The organism is Amycolatopsis sp. NPDC051061 (genome assembly GCF_040682935.1).
Taxonomy (GTDB): Bacteria; Actinomycetota; Actinomycetes; order Mycobacteriales; family Pseudonocardiaceae; genus Amycolatopsis.
The window spans coordinates 27073-46852 of record NZ_JBFBBZ010000063.1 but is presented as its reverse complement, the minus strand read 5'-3'; the positions used below and the strand labels follow the sequence as shown (position 1 = coordinate 46852).

Below are 19780 nucleotides of genomic sequence, written 5' to 3'. Positions count from 1 at the left end.
CGGCCAGCTCATCATACGAAGGACGGACACCTTCTCCCACAACAAGATCATCCCACAGTCACGCTCAAGTCCCGGAAATGGCCTGAACAGTTACCAACTGAGCAGCTAGAACACATGTTCGAACACGTGACTTGAGGCGTCAGTTGAAAGCCACCTTGGCGTCCACCTTGTGGCCTATTGACCAACTGCCCGGCAATCGTGAAGTCTGGGTGTCCGCCTTCGAATGGCGAGCCCTTGGGGAGGGGAGTTTCGGGGAGGAACAGTCCGCGGCGCACAATTCGGTGTACCGCTATTCCCTGTGGGTTTGATGCACTCTAGTCGCAAACGGCGTCGTCGAGTGCAATAAATGTACCACTGACGGGAGTATCTGCATGTCTAAAAACTTGTGGCGCACCCGCATTGCGGCATTCGCAATGCTGGTCGCGGCCGTCACCGGTTCAACAATTGCCGCACCAGCGGCATTCGCCAGCACGACCGTCGCTCCGACACCCGGTATCGCGCAGTCGCCGGACAGCGTCTTCGGGTCCAACAACATCGGTGGCGGCTGGCGGATGTACAACAACGGATCCGTCTACTCGCCTGATGGCACAACCAGACTCACGCTACTCAGAGGGCTTCTCGAGGTCTGGGTGGACGGAAACCACGTGTGGACCGCGTCGCAGAGCGCCGGCGGCGACTACGTCGACTTCCAGCACGATGGCAATCTCGTGGTCTACCAAAACAACGGCCACGCCGTGTGGGCCAGCAACACCTCAGGCTGGTGCGGACCCGACGGATGCCATCTGGCAATCGAGAACGGCGGCAACGTCGCAGTCGAAGATGACGTCGACTACTGGAACTACTGGGAAACCAACACTGACCGCTAGTCAGACGGCTGGGGGGCGGAGGTGCGACCCCCGTGCCCCCAGCCGTTCCGACGCCACAAAAATCAATACCTAGCGAATACCTTGATCGAAACTCAGTGAGATTCGCGTCGAGGAAATCTCGAAGAGCGGCCACTCCACCACCAGCCCGAACTCATCGTGGGCCGGCCAGAGCCACAACTCCTGCCGAGTACTCAACCGACTTCCCTCGATGTCGAAACCCGGGCCGCCCAGCGCAGAAAAGTACGGCGGCTCGGGTTCTGCTGCCGGTGCGATCACGTGGTCCAGAGTGCTCGCCGTGGCACCGCCGTCAAGCTCGACGCTAAACCGAAGCACAGCGGGCGGCGGATCCCCCACAACTCCCGACGTAGCCATGCCCGCCCGCAGCGCCTCACCTGCCGGACCCGCAGAACTCGTCGCAGTCGCCTCCACCTGGACTATGCAGCCATCGGAGAACTTGCGCAGCTCAATTACGCTGACCGACGCCTGCTCGGAGTAGGCAACCACCTCGTTGATCGCGCGAACTGCCGAGGCTGTCTCCCCTGCTTGAGGCCCCAACCACCGCGCCTGACCTCGACCCGCAAACGACTCACCCATGTTACGAAAGTAACACGCTCCGTAGCGATACTGGTGAAAACTCTGACCGCTGACCATGTCGAGGGCGTCGCTCGGGATGAGCCCGGCGCAGACGCTCTAGCCCCGATGAGGGACCGATGGGCGGTATGCCCGGAAAACGCGAGGCAATCGCAGCTGCCGTACGTGCGGCGGCAGTGCCGCTGACTATTTCGTCGACGACGGTCAAGGGCACCGGCTTCTTCATCAACCCCGATCTCATCACCACCCCGGCCGGATGAGACAGCAGAACACCGACCGCTTCATGATCAACGCATGGCGCTGATGATCACATAGTCGACGCCGAGCGCGAGGCGGGGTCGATCACGGAAAGGGGCCAGAACCAAATCACGGTGTCGCGGCCAGTCTCTAATCCGCGGGCGCGAAACTTGTCGGTCCGCTGCCCGGTCCGTTCAGCGCCAACCCGCGTGCCTTGGCCTCGGCCACCATCGCCGCCGCGGCGGCCTGCTCCGGCGACAGCTCCCGCGCCGGTTTCGACTCACGCTTCCGTAAATTCACGAGGTCCGATGTCATCGCTCACAGTGCCCATCCCTTCGGCCCGGCGTGTCGGGCGGGAAACACCGATCTTGGAACAGTCCTTTGCGACGAGCACCTGAATCCAACGAGGTCTGTCAGGTCGTTGGGTGAGCCTTCACGCTCCAACTTCCGTTTTTGGATTTCTTGAGGTGCGGTTCGAGCAATCTGGAAAGGGCGAGCCCGGCGCGCAGCGGACGAAGGAAGACGGTGATGTCAGCGATCAGTCCATCTGCATCGAACTGGAGAAGCTGAAGGTTCTGCGCTTGAAGTTCACCGATGGTGACCTCGGCGACCAACGTCCGCGTGGCCGCATCCCCGAATTCGATCGAATAGTTGACATTTTGGAAGCAAGAGCGCAGGAGCGGGATGAGAGTTGCCACGACCTTGCGGCCAGCAAATGGTTTGTAGACCACAGGGGAGTGGAACGTGACATCCGGCGTGAGGAGCTCGGGAAGCACCTCGTTGTCCTGAGTCTCCATCGCGATACGGAAAGGATGCTTATGGATGACAGTCTCCTTCACTGAAACGGGACTTGCGTCGGTCCTGAAGTCTGTGATGTCACGGACGTTTCCTTGATGTTGGTTGTCTCTCGAACTGCTCACCGCCGCTAACCGGCCTGTTTACCGTGCCCAGGTGCAACGAGGTCGACAATTTCCTCTAGTTCGACAGGGTGACCGCCTGTACCCCAGCGTCCGTTACGGATCTCATCGACGAACACCCATAGTCGAAGTTCGGCGTGCTTCCACTGCCCGTTCTCTGCCGAGGTAACGGTCAGAAGGATTTCGCATTTGACGGCCGGAACAAAGCAATCATCGATTTGCCCTTCCGGGATGCTGATCATGATTTGTAGATCGGCCCACGGGCTGCCGGGCCGGCGGGAATGCCGGCCACCCAGGTGTCCGTGCGATGAAGGAAGGTCCAAGCTGGCGAGCGAGCGCGTTCGGTCATCCCGGGGACGTGCTGCGAATCGTCGATCAGGTCGACGATCCGTCGGAGTTCGTGCTCGACGAGGACGTCGGTGACACGGGCTACGAGTGCTTGCTCTGCGTCGGACTTCAGGACGTAGCCAGCCATCGCAGACGTGTTACCTGTCAACGTTGTCTACGAGGTCGGGAAAATCGATGAGCAGTACTTGCTAGGCCGTCTGCGCGGAAGAGAGTTCCCGTCGTCGCACTCTGGCCAGCTTGTTCACGAACAAGTGGTCGGCGCTGGCGATCGGGGTGCTGGAGGACGGTCCCCTCCGGTTCGGCGGGCTCCAGCGCAGGATGCGGGGCGTGAGCTCAAGGTGCCTCGTCGCGTGATGACGCCCAAACCCTCGCTGGTGTGCGTGACAGTGACCGAGCTACTCCGACGGGGCGCACCCGGTCACGGTGTCCACATGGGACGTCCCGCCCGTCCGGTACGAACCCGCGCGGGCGACGGCGTCCGAAGGCGACACCACCTGGTTGCCCGCGTAGTACGTCCAGTCGACCTGTTCGGTGTAGACGCTGTTGCCGCTCGTGTGCCCGGCCGTGTCGATGAACCACATGTTGTAGTTGATCGACATCGGCGTCCGCGGGTACACCGGGTTGCCCTGGGCGTCGGTCGTGTGGTCCGCGGTGAGCACACCGTCGAGGTAGTACTTCACGTGCCCGCCCGACACCTGCGTGACGATGTCGTGCCAGCCGGCGAAGCTGCGGTTCTGCGCGGTGGACGTGCGCAGCCCGTCCCAGGTCGGGTTGTTCCAGTAGGTGTACCAGCTGGTCTGGTAGTCGGCTGTGGAGCCGCCCCAGCCGCCGTTGGGCAGGTACTCCGAGAAGTCCAGCTCGCTGTAGAGCGGGTCGCGGTCGTACCGCAGGGGCGAGATCGTGAAGTACGTTTCGTTGACGTGGTCGCCGTCGGTGCCGCTGTCCGGCGTGTCGGTGAAGCGGACCCGGCTCGCGTACGTGCCGTCGAAGAACCGCAGCTGGTTTTGGTACATCTCGGAGTGCGTGGTGCCGGCGGAGGTGCCGTCGGTGCTCGCGGCGAGCTGGGCGACGCGTTCGCCGTTGACCGTCGGGAAGCTGACGTTGCTGGTGAGCCAGCGCGCGCCGGCCACGCCAGGGCTGCCGACGTCGTTGCGGGTGGTCCAGCCGGCCCCGCTGAACGCGGAGTCGGTCGGTGAGGCGTAGTGGAAGTCGTCGAACAAGACTCCGCAGCTTTCGGCGGTGGTCACGGGGCTCGCGTCTGCGCGAGCGGTGAACACCAGAGCACTTGCGGTCACCGATGCGGCAGCGAGCAGCAGTGCGTTCGCCTTTCCAGCATGGCGGAACATGACAATCTCCTCGGTCGGCAGGGTGTGGAACACCATCGTCGGGGGAAGTGGATCGTAGAGGGCCGGAGGTGGTTACCCGCAACGGTGGTTGGTTCCCGATCTGTCGGGTTGCGGGCCACCGGGCTCACGACCTCATGCCGTCGCTGCGCCGGCTCGGCTGGGGAGCGGTTCGGCCGGCTGAGCCCACGCGGCGAAGACGCAAAAGCGCGGTACTTCAACGATCGGGCGCGACAGAACGTTACGTCCCTATACTGAGCCGATGCCCAAGGCCAAGGATGATCCCCGTCAGCGCTTGCTGGACACGGCCGCCCGGTTGTTCTACAGCGAGGGCATCCACACGGTTCCCGTGGACCGGCTCGTCACCGAGGCCGGCGTCACCAGGTCCACGTTCTACCGGCACTTCCCCGCCAAGGAGGACTTGGTGGTCGCCTACCTGCGGGCCATCGACGCCACTCTGCGCGCCTCCGTCGCGGACGTGGCTTCGCGCGACAATGCCGCGCAGGGCCTGGACGACCTGCTGGAACTGATCGGTTCGACGATCTGCGCCGACGGCTTCCGCGGTTGCCACTTCATCAACGCCGCGGCGGAGTACCCCGACGCATCCGACGAAGTGCGCAAAGCCATCGCCGAGCACCGCGCGTGGTTCCAGGAGACGGCCACGGCGGTCGCCGACCGGGCGGGGCACCCGGATCCGGCTCACGTCGGTCGTTCGCTGGTCATTTTGCACGATGGCGCCCTGTCCGGCGCCCAGCTCGACGACCCGGAATCCGTTCGACGGACATTTCTGCGTGCGAGCCGGGCGATCATCCGGCAAACAACCCAGTGCCCATAATGGTTCCTATGGAGCACTGGTAGCAATTGAGTTACTGGTGTCGATACGGGTATCAACTTTCCTTCGGGTAACCATTCGCGACGATTTTCTGTGAATTGACCTATTCGACGTTCTGCTGTTAACTGACATCGGAACGAACGTTCCGTCTGCCCGAAGGAGAATTTCGAATGACTGCGAAAAGCCCTGCTCGACGGCTTCGCAAGGTGTTGACGCCCGCGGTGGCGACCATCGCGCTGGCGAGCCTGGTGGGGTGGCTGGCTCCCGGCGCCACCGCGGACCCGGTCTCCGGCAACGCCGAGCTGAAATCGAGTGCTTCCGCGTTCGGCGGCTATTCCGGCCACCGTGAACCGAAGCCGACGATCGTGCTGGTGCACGGGGCCTTTACCGACGCCTCGGTGTGGAGAGGTGTCATCGACCGACTGCGAAGCAGCGGTTACCCGGTGGTCGCGCCGGCGATTCCGCTGCGGGGGCTCGCCTCCGACTCGGCCTACCTCGCCGCGTTCCTGAAGACCGTTCAGGGGCCGATCGTCCTGGTCGGACACTCGTACGCGGGAGCGGTGATCTCTTCCGCGGCACGTAACAACTCCAGCGTCCGGTCGTTGGTCTACGTCGCTGCCTTCCAGCCGGACGCGGGGGAGACGGCCGGTGGTCTCAACGCGAAGTTCCCCGGCAGCAAACTGGGGCCCGCCACCACCGTGGCACTCCCGTATCCGGGCGGTAACGACGTCTACCTCAAGCCGGAAAACTTCCGCGACGTCTACGCGGGCGACGTCGACTCCCGCACCGCAAACGAGATGGCGGTGACGGAGCGGCCGGTCGAGGCTTCGGCGCTGAGTGAATCCTTCCAGGGCGCCGCCGCGTGGCACACGATCCCGTCCTGGGCCATCGTCGCCGACCAGGACCAGTCCCTGCCGCCGGCGCTTGAACGTTACATGGCCGATCGTGCCCACTCGAAGGTCACCTCCGTTCGTTCGTCCCACGCCGTCCCGGTATCCCACCCGGGTCCGGTGACGGACGTGATCGTCGACGCGGCTCGATCGGTGCGCTGAGCCAGGACGGGCGCGGTTCGCCGAGCGAGATCGACGAACCGCGCCGCCGTCCGACGAACTGTCCCGCATCAGCGGTCGGGCCGGAGGCCGGCGTGGGAAGTCATTCCGGCGCGGCGTGGGAACGCATCGATCACTGGCGATGTACGCCGAACTGCCCTATCCCGTCCGGTTCGGCAATTCCCATGTTCAGCACCAGTGTGTTCGGCGCGGTCGGAGCCGCACCGAGCGCGCTGAGCGGTGCTGGGGGTCGCGAGGATGACGCCATGCTCCCGAGCACGTTTCGGGCGGTGGCCTGGACATCGGCGGTGGTGCGGCACCGGGCGACACTAGCCGCTCTGGAGGAGAACCCCGCGTTCCACAGTGGAACGACGGCTTCCACTTCCAGCCGTGTAGGACCAGGCCGTGGGTGCGGGCCACTTCTTCCGGTGAAACCTTCTTCGCGGCTCGCTGCTTTCCTTCGCGTCGATTCTCGCTGCCATCGTGACGCCCTGCCTGCCCGGCAGGGGCGTCCCGCTCATCCTTCAAGCCAAATAGGCACCACGGATGCCACCAGCAACAGCGCCAGGATCACATTGAGGACCCGCCACTGCAGAGGGGTCGTGAGCAGACGACCGAGCACTACGCCGAGCAGGCACCACACCAAGAGCGACACCGAGGCGGCGATGGCGAAGACTGTCCCGAACAAAGCCGCGAGGGAGCCCGGGCCGGCCACGAGCGACGCGAACGACGCTGCGGCCGCGGCCGTCATGGCCCAGGCTTTCGGGTTGTAGAGCAGCAGCACCACACCGCCCCAGAAGCCGATCGGCTGTCCACCGCGCTCCGATGTGCGGGGCGAACCACTACGGGCCGTGCGAACCGCCAGCCAAAGCAAGTAGACGGTGCCCAGGACCTTCAGTGCCAACTGGAGGAGCGGGACCGCGCGCAAAAGACCACCGAGACCGGCCGCGGACGCGGCGGCCATCACCGCCATAGCCGCGGCAATGCCGCCGAATACCGGCACCGATCGCCGAAGTCCGAAGTGCGCGCCCGAAGCCGTTGCGAAGGCCGTGGCCCCGCCGGGTGTGATCGACGCAACCAGGGCGAACCCGATGAGACCGAGAATTCCCTCCACTTTCATGACGCCAGCCTGAGCGGCGAGCACTTTCGGAGCAATCCCAATGTTTCTTCTGAAGTGCATTAACAACTATGATGGGTTACCGTGACCGCCGATCTCGACATCGCCTTGCTGCGAACCTTCGTCCTCGTCGCCCAGCGAGGAAGCATGACTTGGGCGGGCAACGTGCTGGAAATCACGCAGGGTGCGGTCAGCCAGCAGATGAACAGGCTGGAGTCCAAATTGGGCTGCACACTGTTCGTCCGGGACCGCCGCGGTCTGCGGCTCACGCAGGACGGCGATCGCCTGCTCGGCCGAGCGCAGTCGCTGCTGAGCTTGCACGACGAAATCCGGGCAGAGATGACCACCAGCAGAATGACCGGCCGGGTCCGGCTCGGCGTTCCGTTCGATCTCGTCGGGACACTGCTGCCCCCGGCCATCAGCTCGTTCGCCGTCGATCACTCCGACGTCGAGTTGTTGCTCAGCTGCGCCTCGTCGACCGAGCTGCTGACCGCGATCAAGGAGGGGACGGTCGATCTCGCCGTCGTCGAGGTCCCCGTCGACTCGCCGGCCCGGCACCTCCGCATCGAGCGGCTGGTGTGGATCGGCGCCCTCGCCGGCGTCGCGCACCTGACGACCCCGCTGCCGGTCTCGCTCGTCTCGGACACCTGTGCCTTCCGGCCGCTCGTCTTGGACGCCCTGCGCGCGCATGCGGCACCGTGGCGGACGATGTTCGAGAACGGGACGTTCGATGCGGTGCTCGCGACCGTGCGGATGGATCTGGCGGTGACCGTCGCATTGGAATCCTGTGTGCCCGCGGATCTCTGCGTCATCCATCCCGGCGCGGAACTGCCGGCGTTGCCGTTCATCGGAGTCGACCTTCGATTCTCCGTGCACCCGGCGCACGCCGCAGTCACGGATCTGGCACACCGGATCACCGAAGCGTTGACCGACAACTCGGCGCCGGGTGCCGGGCACCGCGAAACAGATCCGGTCGAGTGCGGATGACCGTCGGAGTAGGCGTGGTCGTGGTTCGGGTGTCTGTGCACAGACGTCCGCGGCGGCAACCCCGAGATGTACACCGACGTCAGGTTGCGGTGGCGCCGTCGGGTGTCTCTGGTGGTGGGATCAGCCGGATGGTGCGTTCGAGCAGCCAGGTGCGGAATCGTTCGGGCGACCAGCCGGCGAGGTTGACGAGCAGGTCGTACTGGGTCGGGTGTGTGGCGGCCCAGAACTCGTCGGCGATTGCGGTCGGGTCGACATGTGGGTCGACCAGGCCACGGGCCACCAGTTCGGTCACGAACTCACGGCCGGCCGTTCGCATGTCGTTCATCCGCCGGTGGTAAGCCGCGGCCAGCTCGGGGTCGGTCCGACGGGCCTCGCTCCAAGCCGCGGTAAGTGCGTTGACCCGTTCGTTGCTCGAAGCGACGTAGGTGACCAGCGCGGCGAGGATTTCGCCGAGACTGTCGCCGGCCCAGGCCGGTGCGATATCGCTGCGCTGGATCAGGCCGAGGGGTTCGCCGTCGTTGATGGCGTCTTCGAATGCGGCCAGCAGCAGTGCCGGTTTGCCGCCGACCGCGGTGACCCGCTCCAGCGATACGCGCGCATCGCGGGCCACCATTCGCAGAGTCGTCGCGGTGTACCCGAGGTTGGCGAACAGCAGCCCCGCGACTTGCACGACCCGCTGGCGGGTCTCGGCACGCCGGGCGTCGCGGATCGGAGAGTCATAGTTGCGGGGCATCACGGCTCCTGGGGTGGCTCCGTCGGCATCGACGTTGGTTCTACCAGGCCGACTGTACCGTATTAACCAGACCGTGTTACGGTGAATTAAAGCCTCGCTGAGGTGCGACCTCGCGCAACCGCCCGATGCCTCTCATCAAGCACGAAATGGATCACCATGTCTTCAGTCATCCTCGCCGCCCCGGGTGTTCCCGGAGAGCTCAATCCCATCCTGGAACTTGCCCGCGATCTGCTCGCCCGCGGACACGAGGTGGTGGTGGTCACGAACACCATGTTCGAGCCGGCGGTAACAGTGACCGGTGCTCGATTCGTGGCCGTCGGCGGCGCGCACGATCTCGACGAGCACGGGCTGTCCGCCCTGCTAAGTGAGGGTGCCGCACTTCCGCCAGGGCCGGAACTGCTCAACTTCCAGTGGAGCCGGCTGTTCGCGGACCCCATCGCCGACCAGCACGCCACCCTGCAACGCCTACTCGACGAAGATCCCACCCGTGTGCTGATCACCAACTCGGTGTTCCTCGGTGCCTGGCCGGTCGCGCTGGGCGCCCCTGGCCGGCGCCCGGCGCGATGGATCGCCGTGGGAGCCAATCCTCTGTCGGCTTCCAGCATCGACACCACCGCGTTCGGACCGGTACCTGCCAAGCCTGGACAAGACCCGCACGCCGGCAATGTCGCCGCTAACGCCGGTCTCGCCGCGGCGACCGAACCGACTCGTCTGCATATCGAGAAAATTCTCCGCTCCCTCGGAGCCGATCAGGCCGTGCCACCTTTCGTCGACGGCATTGTCACCGTCCCGGACATCTTCGTCTCGCTCAGCGTGCAGGCTTTCGACTTCCCTCGCAGCGACTTGCCCTCCAATATTCTCTACGCCGGCATTCTCGCCCCTGCGCCGTCCGCACAATGGACACCACCCGAGTGGTGGGCCGACCTGGATGGCGACCGCCCAGTCGTTGCTGTCACCCAAGGCACCGTCGCCAACCGGGACCTCACCGAACTGATCGAACCGACCCTGCACGCCTTGGCTGACAGCGACCTCCTCGTCGTCGCCGCCACCGGCCGTGAGGACGACGCGATCGGGGCAACCGTGCCCGACAACGCCCGGGTCACCCCCTTCGTGCCGTTCAGCGAATTGCTGCCGAAGTGCGCATTGCTGGTCACCAACGGCGGATTCGGTGCCACCCAACAAGCCCTGGCCGCCGGAGTCCCGGTCGTCGTCGCCGGCGCAACCGAGGACAAGCCAATGACCGCTGCCCGAGTCGCGTTCCACCACCTCGGTGTCAATCTCGACACCGCCAACCCCAGCCCTGCCCAGATCCGCGAAGCCGTCGAGCGCGTCCTTGCCGACACCCAGATCGCGGTCAACGTCACCAACATCTCTACGACCTACCAAACGCACGACGCCCGGAAGGAAATCGCCGACCTCATCCATCTTCCTGGCCAAATCCAATCGGAAAACTAAACGGTCCGGCCCCGGCCGAAGCCTCGTAACCCGGTGTCGGAATGGACCGGCCGTGGTCGATCGTGGTGCGGTGCAGGTGATCACAGTGTCACGTCCGGAGTGGATTGCACCCACCGTTCACCGGGAAAGAGTCAGGGGGAGTTCCAGAAGCTCATGCGGCTGGTCGCGAACCGAGGTGGCAATGAGATCGCAGATGACCCGAACCTGTCGAACTCGAGCAAGAGCACACGGGTTTGGTGCACGGTCCAATCGACGTCAGGGTCACGTCCGAACGGGCGCGGTCGAACGGCGGCGCGTCGATCTGCCGTGCGAGCCGCTGGACCAGGGTCGTCAGCTATCTCCATGGCTCCGGTCTTTGGTCGATGGGTATTGGCCCGGCAGTTCCGCAGTGTGAAAGTAAAAAGTGTGACGACGTCAACAGGACGGGAAGGGTGATGACCTCCAGGGGTATCCGGCTCGGCGTCGACGCGCTGCTCGCCGCGGAGGGCTTGCGCGAGTGGATCCATGAGGGCTGGGCATTCCCTGCGGACGTCTTCGAGCTTCCGCCGGGGACCGCCGAGGCCGCCGCGGCGCATCGCGGCAGGCTGTCGGCCGCATTGCCCAGTCGGCGGATCGCGGTGTCGGCCGGCGAAGCGCAGCATTGCCGGTTCATCGTCTGCGGGATGGACCGCTTCCTCGGCCTGGACGTGCACGACTGCGCCGCCGCGCGGCCCGGGAGCTACCGGGACGGCCCGCTGGCGGAGGGGATGGCCTTGACGGAGGAGCCCGGCCTCTACTTCCACGGAGACGATCTCACGGTGCCGCTCGAACTCCGTGGACTGGGGGTGCGCATCGAGGACGACGTGGTGGTCACCAAGGACGGTTACGACCTCCTGTCCGCTGATTTCCCCGTTAGCGCGCACGAAGTGAAAGCCTGGGTGAGCTGAGGTGGCAGCATGCTTGCGCCGTTTGACGGCCGGGAGCCTTTTGCATGGACCCGGCTCGGGCGCGTGTGCTGCTGATTGTCCGTGCCGCGTGCTGTCCGACCTCTTGGGTACCAAGTGGACGGCTCTCGTCATCTCGACGCTCGAGGACGAAACCTTACGATTCGGAGAACTGCGAAGCCGACTCACCAACATCAGCCCCAAGGTGCTCGTGCAGACGTTGCGGCGGCTCGAACGGTATGGGTTGGTCGATCGCACCGTCTACCCCGTGGTGCCTTTGCATGTGGAGTACTCACTGACGGCGCTGGGTCGAAGTGCCGGCGAGCCGCTCGAGGCGCTGTGGAGCTGGGTAGGCTCCCACGCACCCCCCTTGCGCTGAGCCGCGGTGTTGTTCGGAGAAGCCTGATGCCGAACTCCACCACCGAACCGGGCCAGCGTCTGCCTGTTCGATCGACTTTGCACGGAGCCGCCAAGTACCGTCGGTACGACGACCTGCTCGATACCGCGGTCGCGGGCGGTGAGCGCGACGGCTGGTCCGTCGATGTGGTTCTGGATCTCCTGCCGACGCTGCCGACCTGGCCTCGGCAAGCGCACCGCTACATGATGGGGCACGAGCCGTCCTGGAATGGCTGAGTCCACAGCCCGGCGCTGGATGGCAAGATCGATGGCTGCGCTCGGGCGCTGATGAGGGACTGGCCTGGCTCGACCAGCTGGTGGCCGCCACCGACTCTGGTGCCCCGCCGTGCTCGTGGCCAAGCCGGCCACCAAGCGTCACGCTACGATCAACCCTTCGAGTCTGCCCGGGCTCGGTGACAGATAACGAGACCTGCACCAGACCCGGGCGCATCACCCAGCTCGTCACCGGCTTCGGTGCTGTTCAGAGGCCGCTGAGGTATCGGTGGCGATCGGCGAACACACGCTGCGCGACTTGCGCAGTCGGGACGGCGCGCTCGAAACCGTGGTTGACGCCGGTATGCACATGCAACTCGACTGGTACCTGGTGCTCCATCAGTCGAAGGGCGTACCGCACGGTCTCGTCACGGAAGAGGTCGAGCTCCCCCACCTCGACGTAGGCCGGTGGCAGTCCCTGTAGGTCGCCCGCGCGGGCGGGTGCCTCGACGGCGCTGACATCCTCGGTGCCGACGCGCTCGCCAAGCAAGGCGGTCCACCCGATGCGATTGGTTGCCGACGTCCAGGTGAGGAACGGTTCGATACAGCTCGGAGCCGTCGTCGTGCGGTCATCGAGCATGGGACTGACCAGCAACTGCGCCGCCACGGGTAGGCGATCTTCGCGGGCGAGGAGGCTGACCGCAGCAGCGAGGCCGCCACCGGAGCTCTCGCCCATAATGGCGATACGGTCGGGGTCGACGCCGTATTCGCCGGCGTGACTGTGGAGGTAACGCAACGCAGCGTACATGTCGCGCGCTGGCGTCTGGCCACCAACCTCGGGGGCAAGGCGGTACCCCACCGAAAGGAACGGGACACCAGTCGCGGCGACGTAGCCGGCCACGAGGGGGTCCCACAGGTCGATGGTGCCCAGCACCATGCCCCCTCCGTGGGCGAAAACGACTGCTGAACCTGGGCTGTGTCCCTTGCGAGTAACCCACCGCGCCCGAAGAACAGCACCTTCGTCTGCACCGACCTGCCAGGTCTGGGCTTCCACAGTGGGGTAACCCGCAGGCCACGCCGGCACCTGCTGCCCGTACCAGCCTTGACCGCCCTCACCAGCGACCCGCAACGATCGCCAGTCGTCGATCACGGGCCCTTCACCGGCGGCGAGGCCGGCCAAGACTGCGCCGAGTTCTGGGTCTATCGCGTAGGTCATGGGTGTTCCTTCAGGTTGATATTGATCGGTGGTCTGCACCTGACTGGCGATGAACTTCCCGGGCGAAGCGCGGTCGTCGGCATCAGTGGTCGAACCAGAGACCCCGGACCGACCTGGCAGTCACGTCCTCGACTCGGACGAGACCAAAGCCGATGAAGTGGAGTGTCGCGCCGCTGACGCACTCTCGGATGCCACGGCGGCCGGCCATGACGAGGACGGTGCGGTCTTCGAAAGGTTCGGCGACAGCGCTCACGGCTCCAGCACGGTGCGGCCCCTTGTGCCGGACGTACCCAAGGTGCGGTGGGCCTGCTCCACCTGCGACAAGGGCAGCACCTCGGCGACGCGTGTGGTCAGCGCTCCCGCTGTAGCGAGGGCGGACAGACGAGCGAGCCGAGCTCCGTCGGTGTGATAGGCCAGGTTGACCGCACGAACATCACGTCGCGGGCGGGGCGCAGAATCCAGCAAAGAGACATAAGCCCCGCCATGGCGTACCGACTCGATCGCATCCAGGCCAACGTTGGCGGCGTCCAGCACGCCGTCAACCCCACCTGGCACCTCAACCAAAACCACCTCGGTCAGGCGCCGGTCCGACCGTGCAAGGACCGTCTCTGCGCCGATGTCGGACAGGTAGGCTTCGTCGTGCGCGGAGGCCAGGGCGACGACGCGCAGACCTCGCCAGGCCGCCAGCTGAACAGCATAGGATCCCACCGCGCCGGCTGCCCCGGTAATCAGAACCCTGTCCCCCCAGCTCAAGTCGAGGGCATCCAAGGCTTGGTCGGCAGTCGTGGCATTCAGCGGCAGGGTCGCCGCTTGGACCATCGACCAGCCAGACGGCTTCGGGGCAATCGCCCACTCCGGCAACACCAACAGCTCGGCCTGTGCGGCGGTGCGCACATCGATACGCTGCTCCAGTGCGACAACCTCGTCCCCGAGCCGGAAGCGGTGGGTACCAGGCCCGACGGCGTCGACAACCCCCGCCGCGTCTGCGCCAAGCCCTACGACGTCCAGTTGGGGCGCAGCCCCGAGTGCGACGTATGCTCCCGAGCGGACGTGGGCGTCGAAAGGATTGACGGCGGCGGCGGCGACACGGACTCGGACCTCGCCGGGCCCCGGAACCGGATCGTCGACCTCGTGGACAACAGCCTTCTCCGGCCCACCGAACTCGAACACTCCTGCTGCACGCATCGCGCCTCCGCTCTCTCGGAATCTTCTGACGCCTTGAACAAACCCCAGATCGTGGAGCGGGGGAAGGTGCTGCTCGTCCGTGGTACTGCCAGCACCACCCACAGCCCGGTCCTTTTGCCACAATGGCGGGATGGCGACGTCACCACTCGGCGAGTTCCTCAAGGCCCGTCGCGCTCTCACCCAACCTGAGGACGTCGGTATCGTCGCCGGTGGTCAGCGCCGGGTGCCCGGGCTTCGCAGAGAGGAGCTCGCCGTGCTCGCCGACCTCAGCGTCGACTACTACGTACAGCTGGAGCAGGGACGCCGGGTCAACCTGTCCCCGGCGGCGCTTGATGGCCTTGCGCGCGCTCTACGTCTCGACGCTATCGAGCGTGACCATCTCATACGTCTCGCCGGCGGCCCCGCGGCGGCGCGTGTGCGCGACACAGCACGATCATCCGTCTCAGCCGACCTCACCCGGCTGCTGGAGCTCATGGCCGACGTGCCCGCCGTCGTCCTCGGCCCCCGGACCGAATTCTTGGCCTGGACTACGACCTTCGCAGCGGTCTTCGATGTAGAGTCCCGTGTGCCCGCCGAGCGCAACGCGGCGCGCGAACTCTTCCTGCGGCCCGAGGCACCCACTCGCTATCGCAACTGGTCCGCACTGGCTGACGACGCGATCGGGATGCTGCGACTTGAAGCCGGCATGAACCCGGGCGACCGAGTACTGGCTCGCCTCGTCGGTGAATTGTCGTTGCGTAGCGCGGAGTTCCGCATCCGGTGGGCTAGGCACAGCATCCGGCAAAAGGCCATCGGCCAGACAATTCTGGACCATCCCAATGTCGGAGAGCTACACTTAACGTATCAGTCGATGCAACTGCCCGGCCCCGCCCGATGTTCGCTCGTGGCCTACACATGGGACCGCGCCAGCAGCACTGACGAGGGCCTGGCCCTGCTCACTAGCCTGGACGCCACGACTCGCGCGGCGCGGGCGGCGGATGCAGCGAAATCAACCGGCGCATAGCTCGGCAGAGCCAGGGCTCGCAAGCAACCTTCACCAGAGTCTCCGACTGCTCTTCTTCCACGTCGTAGCGGTTCGGTCAGACGCGGCGGGAAGCCACCTTGTGCGGGCACGCGCCCGCGTGAGAGGCGTGTTGTCCCCTCCGAGCCGAGTGGGCGTGACCCGCTTTGAAGGACATCTGAGATCAGGGGCGCGTGAGCCTCTGGAAGATGTTCCTCATCATGCAGACCATGGGCAAGAAGAAGCCTCGACCTCGTCGTTTGTTCATGCGGGAGTTCAAGGCCGAGATCGTCGAGTTGTGCCAGTGCGGTGAGCGTTCGGTCGGTCAGGTCGCGAAGGACTTCGACCTGACCGAGACCGCCGTCCGGGCGTGGGTCGAGCTGGCCAGGCTGAGGCGAGAGAACCGCCGCCTGGCCGAAGGTGTGGAGATCCTCAAACGGGCGACAGCTTTCTTCGCGAAGAAGATCCGGTGATCGTGTATCCGTTCATCGAGGCGGAGAACGGCAGCACGTCGAAATTCTGCACGCCGGCGATGGCTTCCGGTTAAACCGGCCGCCGCGTCAGAACTGGGAACGTCCGTGTTCTCACCCATTCGCTCGCCGAAGCCGACGCGGATGACCAGTGACGAAGATCGGGATCGGGAGGGTGGAAATGGAATTCCGGATCCTGGGGCCGCTGTCCGTCTGCCGCGCGGACGGCCGCCTGGCTGTGCTCGGTGGGCGCAAGCCGCGGACGTTGCTGGCGGCCTTCCTGCTCGCTCGCGGTTAGACGGTGTCCGATGAACGGCTGATTCCCCACCCCTGACGCCGGCTTCACACAGGTGATGGCCGCGGGCCCGGAACTGAGCACCCGCCCGCTCCGCACGACATCCCCACGCGCAGGGTCAGGGAGTCGGAGAACACGCCGCTACGCAGCATCGAGAGGATCGCGGTCGACTATGGAGAAGGAGGGAACGCCGGCCCCCTGAACGAATGCGTCACCACACGACAGGCAGACGCGTAACGAGTTCGTCGCCGAACAGATCCGAACGCTCGAAGGTAAGCTCTTCGATTGGCTCGGCGAGCCGGATTCCGGGGAATCTTTTGAAGAGCATGTCGAGAGCGACTTGTAGTTCTACGCGCGCGAGCCCTGCGCCGAGGCAATAGTGAATGCCGTGACCGAACGCCAGATGCGCGTTCTGCTTGCGGTCGACTTTGAAGGAGGCCGGGTCGGTGAAGAGGCGACTGTCCCGGTTCACGGCGCTCAACGCCACGATGACCTTGTCGCCGGCTCGGACGCGCGTGCCGCACAACGCCACCTCTTCGGTCGCCACGCGGGCGACGTCACCACCGGCCAGCTGGAACCGCAGTATCTCCTCCACCATACCCTGGGTGACCTCGGCATGGCCCAGCCCTTCCTCTCCGGCCAGCAGAATCACGCCCCAGCTGATCACTGTCGAAGTGAGCAGGTATCCGGGTGGGATCAGGATGGCGACGAACGCGAGCAGTTCTTCTTCAGTCAGTGATTCTGAGTGCTCATCACGCGCCCTGATCAGGCTGGAGAGCACATCAACTCCGCCGGTTCGTCGCTTCTCCGCGATCAATTCGGTCAGCCAGGGGCGCAGCCGTCGCCAACCCGACGTCCGTTCTGCCGTATCGGCGAAAGGAATGGAGATGAGTGCGTCGGACCACGCCTTCAACTCCGGAAAGCGGGTGGGCGGCACGCCCAGCACTTCGCCGAGGATGGCGATCGAGAATGGCAGCGCGAACCGTTCCACCAGGTCCGCCGGTGGACCACCCTCGGCGATTACGTCGAGAAGAGAGCTGGCGATCTCGGTCATCCTCGGCTCCAGCTCCAGCACTCGCTGACGGCTGAATCGAGCGCTCACCAGCTTGCGAAGAAAGTTGTGGTCGGGTGGATCCAGAAAGCGGTGCACCAAGTCACCCGAGGTGGCGAAGTCTGTCCCGAGCCCCGGAACCCCCATACGAAATTGAGGATCGGTCAGAACGAACTGAGCGGCGTCGTGCCCGGTGACCAACCACGCGTGACCGCCCGAAGCTAGCCGAACCGGGCGAACCGGGTCGCCGCCGGGTGCTCGCGCCAACGCAGGCGCGACTTCGAGAGCGTTGAGACGGGAAAAAGGCCAGAACGGCGTCGTCTCGGCATCCCCTTCTACCATGGGCCGGATCAGCTCGCTACATCGAGCGCTGAGATGAGCCGGTCGATCGAACCCGGGTTGCGCAGGTTGAGCCGGCCCCCTCGCGGGAGCCCGAACCACTTCGCCGGAACCAGGTCGATACCTTTGTCGGCTAGGACGATGAGCGGATCCGGCACGTGTTCACCGCCGTACAGGTATGCCGCGAAACACTGACTTCCCGGCACTAGCTGGTAGTTGCTGGTTGCAGCTGCGGTGGTGAGCCGTTCGAGGTTTCCGGCGACTTCACGTTGCGTTTGCTGCTGGTACTCGGTGTCGCAGAGGGCTTCGCGTGCCGCCACGATGGCCAGGCTGGTCAACTCGATCACGTCAATGGTGTTTTCGAAGGCCCAGGAGTATTGCGCGGGGCAGATCAAGTAGCCGATTCGCAGCCCGGAGAGGCCGTAGAACTTCGAGAAACTACCCAAGACCAAGACGTTGTCGTGATGGTTGACCAACGAAGACACCGACAGGGTCGGGTAGATGGCATCGGCTTCGTCGATCACGAACATAGTGCGCGGACACTCCTGAAGGAGTGCATCGATGTCTTCTCGACTCCACAGTTTCCCTGTTACTGCACTGGGGTTGGATACCACCGTGAAGTCGACACCATTGTCGTTGACGAACTTTGCCACCTCGTCGATCGTGAAGTGGAAGGGAAAGTCATGATGCTCCAGCCAGGTGACCTGCCGCCGACTTCTTTCGGCGAAGAACCGGAAACCTGGCCAGTCGGGAGACAGCAAGCCGATGCGGTCGGACTGATTGCCGAAGACTTCAAAGGAATAGCGGATCGCCCCCATTGCGCCGGAAGTCAGGAACACCTGATCTGCGGGGACACCGTGTTGTCGGCCAAGGGTACTGCGCAGGACGGAGTCCTGCGGGTCCCAGTGGTCGGTGAGCATCGGCGAGGTCGGCCGCTGAATCGCTTCGAGGGCCCGCGGAGAAGGTCGATCGTTTTCGCAACCCGCCAAGTTGCAGCGATCGGACGCCTCCCACTCCATTGCGCGAAAACGCGTAGGAACGATGATCTTTGGGACAGCGAAAACGTCGGGTAGTCTGCGCTCGGAGGCGGCTGGTCCTTGATCAGCTATGGTCGCCATAAACCTGTTCCTGACTGCGATGAACCATCGATGCGCTCAACAGGGTGTCGATCGTTGTCGGCTGACGGGATGAGTGTACGACGATCATGCGTCACAGAGAAGGGGGATTCTGTCCAGCAGAAGTTGACAGATGGACCAACCTAGGGTCATCCAGGCGAGTTGGGTAGGCGAAGTGTCGTTACTTCCGATCGGTTATCACCGAGCGTACTAGTGCACCCAAGGGAACTTCGGTGGGCCGGACCGCGGCTGATGAGGTCGATGATCTGGTCGCTCGGTAGACTATCCGTGTCCGCTCAGTAACGGAAGGGAGCCTGGTCTGGGCAAATGCTTCCAAGGAATCTCATGTCTCGTCGCATCGACCGGCCGGATGTGGTGGCGTTCGTGATCCCGTACTTCGACGACGCTTCGTCTGGCGCCGTGGCTGCTTGCGCCGTACGCGCGCCAGCGTCGAGCGGCAGACGGATCTGAACCAACGGATGCTGTGGCGCAAAGCGACATCGACTACCGCCTGCAACGAAGTCACACGTCGTCCCTCGGCGTCCCGATCCGGTGGACCGGCGCGGACTCTCCGGTCCACCGCCCCCTGCTACGCGGTCCCCAAGCCATGGCGATGCTGGCCCGGGCCTTCGAGGCAGGTGTGCCATTCGCCTGGGTCACCGCCGATGAGGCCTGTGTACAGGTCAAGTACCTGCGGCTGTGGCTGAAAACCCACGAGGTCGCGCACGTGCTGCCACCAGAGTCAACGACACCCTGGCCACCACCGGCGGTCGCGAAGCCCGCGCCGACGAGCTGATCGCAGACTTGCCCGCCCGGTCGTGGCGGCGGTTGTCGGTCGGGGCCGGGGCGCACGGGCGACGCGAGTATGACTGGGCGCGGGTGCCGATCCGGATCGGCTGGCAGCTTGGGCGCGGGCACTGGCTGCTCGCCCGCCGCTCACTCTCGGATCCGGCCGGGATCGTCTACTACGTTTGCTACGGACCCCGCCGGGCGACGCCGCTGGACCTGGCCTGGGTCGCCGGCACCCGCTGGCGGATCGAGAAGTGTTCCAGCAGGCCAAGCAGGCGGGCCGAAGACCGAACGCGTCGTCCAGGCCACGGTC

Annotated in this window: 23 protein-coding genes and 1 pseudogene; 13 read left to right on the top strand and 11 right to left on the bottom strand. The window is 64.9% G+C overall.

Annotated features, from left to right (window positions below; all coding sequences use genetic code 11):
- Positions 1 to 371 precede the first annotated feature (371 nt).
- A complete protein-coding gene (locus AB0N03_RS46025) occupies positions 372 to 866 on the top strand; it encodes a hypothetical protein (RefSeq protein ID WP_364386714.1) in 495 nt (164 codons plus the stop codon).
- 69 nt (positions 867 to 935) lie between these two features.
- Here AB0N03_RS46025 and AB0N03_RS46020 read toward each other — a convergent pair whose 3' ends face one another.
- Positions 936 to 1460: a hypothetical protein gene (locus AB0N03_RS46020; protein WP_364386713.1), complete on the bottom strand. Its 525-nt coding sequence runs from the start codon at positions 1458 to 1460 to the stop codon at positions 936 to 938.
- 116 nt (positions 1461 to 1576) lie between these two features.
- Between AB0N03_RS46020 and AB0N03_RS46015 the strand changes: the two genes are divergently transcribed.
- Positions 1577 to 1717, top strand: coding sequence for a hypothetical protein (locus AB0N03_RS46015; RefSeq protein WP_364386712.1), 141 nt, complete (start codon positions 1577 to 1579; stop codon positions 1715 to 1717).
- A 390-nt stretch (positions 1718 to 2107) separates the two neighbouring features.
- Here the strand turns inward: AB0N03_RS46015 and AB0N03_RS46010 are convergent, their stop codons facing one another.
- The 3 genes from AB0N03_RS46010 to AB0N03_RS46000 all read right to left on the bottom strand — a co-directional run bounded on the left by AB0N03_RS46010 (position 2108) and on the right by AB0N03_RS46000 (position 3086).
- Positions 2108 to 2491 (bottom strand): hypothetical protein, encoded by a 384-nt coding sequence (locus AB0N03_RS46010; protein ID WP_364386711.1) that lies wholly within the window; start codon positions 2489 to 2491, stop codon positions 2108 to 2110.
- 128 nt (positions 2492 to 2619) lie between these two features.
- Complete coding sequence (locus AB0N03_RS46005) at positions 2620 to 2853, bottom strand: hypothetical protein (RefSeq protein ID WP_364386710.1); 234 nt, start codon at positions 2851 to 2853, stop codon at positions 2620 to 2622.
- On the bottom strand, positions 2850 to 3086 hold the full coding sequence (locus AB0N03_RS46000; protein WP_364386708.1) for a hypothetical protein: 237 nt from the start codon (positions 3084 to 3086) through the stop codon (positions 2850 to 2852). Before AB0N03_RS46000 ends, AB0N03_RS46005 begins: the two co-directional genes overlap by 4 nt.
- A gap of 110 nt (positions 3087 to 3196) precedes the next feature.
- On the opposite strand from AB0N03_RS46000, the gene AB0N03_RS45995 reads away from it, so the two are divergent.
- Positions 3197 to 3313 carry a winged helix-turn-helix transcriptional regulator gene (locus tag AB0N03_RS45995; protein ID WP_364386706.1) on the top strand — a complete coding sequence of 39 codons (117 nt, stop codon included), beginning with the start codon at positions 3197 to 3199 and terminating at the stop codon, positions 3311 to 3313.
- Positions 3314 to 3354: 41 nt separating this feature from the next.
- On the opposite strand, the gene AB0N03_RS45990 is transcribed toward AB0N03_RS45995, so the two are convergent.
- Positions 3355 to 4305 (bottom strand): glycoside hydrolase family 16 protein, encoded by a 951-nt coding sequence (locus tag AB0N03_RS45990; RefSeq protein WP_364386704.1) that lies wholly within the window; start codon positions 4303 to 4305, stop codon positions 3355 to 3357.
- A 259-nt stretch (positions 4306 to 4564) separates the two neighbouring features.
- Here AB0N03_RS45990 and AB0N03_RS45985 point away from each other — a divergent pair, with 259 nt between their 5' ends.
- Positions 4565 to 5137, top strand: coding sequence for a TetR/AcrR family transcriptional regulator (locus tag AB0N03_RS45985; protein WP_364386702.1), 573 nt, complete (start codon positions 4565 to 4567; stop codon positions 5135 to 5137).
- Between the two features lie 167 nt (positions 5138 to 5304).
- Entirely contained in the window at positions 5305 to 6186 is an 882-nt protein-coding gene (locus AB0N03_RS45980) for an alpha/beta hydrolase (protein ID WP_364386700.1), read from the top strand.
- A 514-nt stretch (positions 6187 to 6700) separates the two neighbouring features.
- Here the strand turns inward: AB0N03_RS45980 and AB0N03_RS45975 are convergent.
- Complete coding sequence (locus tag AB0N03_RS45975) at positions 6701 to 7303, bottom strand: LysE family transporter (protein WP_364386698.1); 603 nt, start codon at positions 7301 to 7303, stop codon at positions 6701 to 6703.
- Positions 7304 to 7384: 81 nt separating this feature from the next.
- On the opposite strand from AB0N03_RS45975, the gene AB0N03_RS45970 reads away from it, so the two are divergent.
- The gene (locus AB0N03_RS45970; RefSeq protein WP_364386696.1) at positions 7385 to 8287 is read left to right on the top strand and encodes a LysR family transcriptional regulator; all 903 of its coding nucleotides are present in this window, start codon (positions 7385 to 7387) and stop codon (positions 8285 to 8287) included.
- Positions 8288 to 8366: 79 nt separating this feature from the next.
- On the opposite strand, the gene AB0N03_RS45965 is transcribed toward AB0N03_RS45970, so the two are convergent.
- Positions 8367 to 9020, bottom strand: a complete 654-nt coding sequence (locus AB0N03_RS45965; RefSeq protein WP_364386694.1) for a TetR/AcrR family transcriptional regulator C-terminal ligand-binding domain-containing protein — start codon at positions 9018 to 9020, stop codon at positions 8367 to 8369.
- A gap of 156 nt (positions 9021 to 9176) precedes the next feature.
- Between AB0N03_RS45965 and AB0N03_RS45960 the strand changes: the two genes are divergently transcribed.
- From AB0N03_RS45960 to AB0N03_RS45945, 4 genes are all read left to right on the top strand, one after another.
- Positions 9177 to 10475, top strand: coding sequence for a nucleotide disphospho-sugar-binding domain-containing protein (locus tag AB0N03_RS45960; protein WP_364386692.1), 1299 nt, complete (start codon positions 9177 to 9179; stop codon positions 10473 to 10475).
- A gap of 434 nt (positions 10476 to 10909) precedes the next feature.
- Positions 10910 to 11401 carry a M24 family metallopeptidase gene (locus AB0N03_RS45955; RefSeq protein WP_364386690.1) on the top strand — a complete coding sequence of 164 codons (492 nt, stop codon included), beginning with the start codon at positions 10910 to 10912 and terminating at the stop codon, positions 11399 to 11401.
- An 88-nt stretch (positions 11402 to 11489) separates the two neighbouring features.
- The gene (locus tag AB0N03_RS45950; RefSeq protein WP_364386688.1) at positions 11490 to 11777 is read left to right on the top strand and encodes a helix-turn-helix domain-containing protein; all 288 of its coding nucleotides are present in this window, start codon (positions 11490 to 11492) and stop codon (positions 11775 to 11777) included.
- A gap of 26 nt (positions 11778 to 11803) precedes the next feature.
- The gene (locus tag AB0N03_RS45945; RefSeq protein WP_364386686.1) at positions 11804 to 12031 is read left to right on the top strand and encodes a hypothetical protein; all 228 of its coding nucleotides are present in this window, start codon (positions 11804 to 11806) and stop codon (positions 12029 to 12031) included.
- Between the two features lie 244 nt (positions 12032 to 12275).
- On the opposite strand, the gene AB0N03_RS45940 is transcribed toward AB0N03_RS45945, so the two are convergent.
- Complete coding sequence (locus AB0N03_RS45940; protein WP_364386684.1) at positions 12276 to 13223, bottom strand: alpha/beta hydrolase; 948 nt, start codon at positions 13221 to 13223, stop codon at positions 12276 to 12278.
- Between the two features lie 249 nt (positions 13224 to 13472).
- Positions 13473 to 14408 carry an NADP-dependent oxidoreductase gene (locus AB0N03_RS45935; protein WP_364386682.1) on the bottom strand — a complete coding sequence of 312 codons (936 nt, stop codon included), beginning with the start codon at positions 14406 to 14408 and terminating at the stop codon, positions 13473 to 13475.
- Between the two features lie 130 nt (positions 14409 to 14538).
- Here AB0N03_RS45935 and AB0N03_RS45930 point away from each other — a divergent pair, with 130 nt between their 5' ends.
- Complete coding sequence (locus AB0N03_RS45930; protein ID WP_364386680.1) at positions 14539 to 15411, top strand: helix-turn-helix transcriptional regulator; 873 nt, start codon at positions 14539 to 14541, stop codon at positions 15409 to 15411.
- A gap of 191 nt (positions 15412 to 15602) precedes the next feature.
- Positions 15603 to 15881, top strand: a complete 279-nt coding sequence (locus AB0N03_RS45925) for a transposase (RefSeq protein ID WP_364386678.1) — start codon at positions 15603 to 15605, stop codon at positions 15879 to 15881.
- Between the two features lie 503 nt (positions 15882 to 16384).
- Here the strand turns inward: AB0N03_RS45925 and AB0N03_RS45920 are convergent.
- Both AB0N03_RS45920 and AB0N03_RS45915 read right to left on the bottom strand, forming a co-directional pair.
- Entirely contained in the window at positions 16385 to 17566 is a 1182-nt protein-coding gene (locus tag AB0N03_RS45920; RefSeq protein WP_364386676.1) for a cytochrome P450, read from the bottom strand.
- Between the two features lie 8 nt (positions 17567 to 17574).
- Entirely contained in the window at positions 17575 to 18582 is a 1008-nt protein-coding gene (locus AB0N03_RS45915; RefSeq protein ID WP_364386674.1) for an aminotransferase class I/II-fold pyridoxal phosphate-dependent enzyme, read from the bottom strand.
- A gap of 709 nt (positions 18583 to 19291) precedes the next feature.
- Here AB0N03_RS45915 and AB0N03_RS45910 point away from each other — a divergent pair.
- Positions 19292 to 19748 (top strand): annotated as a pseudogene (locus AB0N03_RS45910) (IS701 family transposase); the annotation flags it as partial.
- Positions 19749 to 19780: the final 32 nt, after the last annotated feature.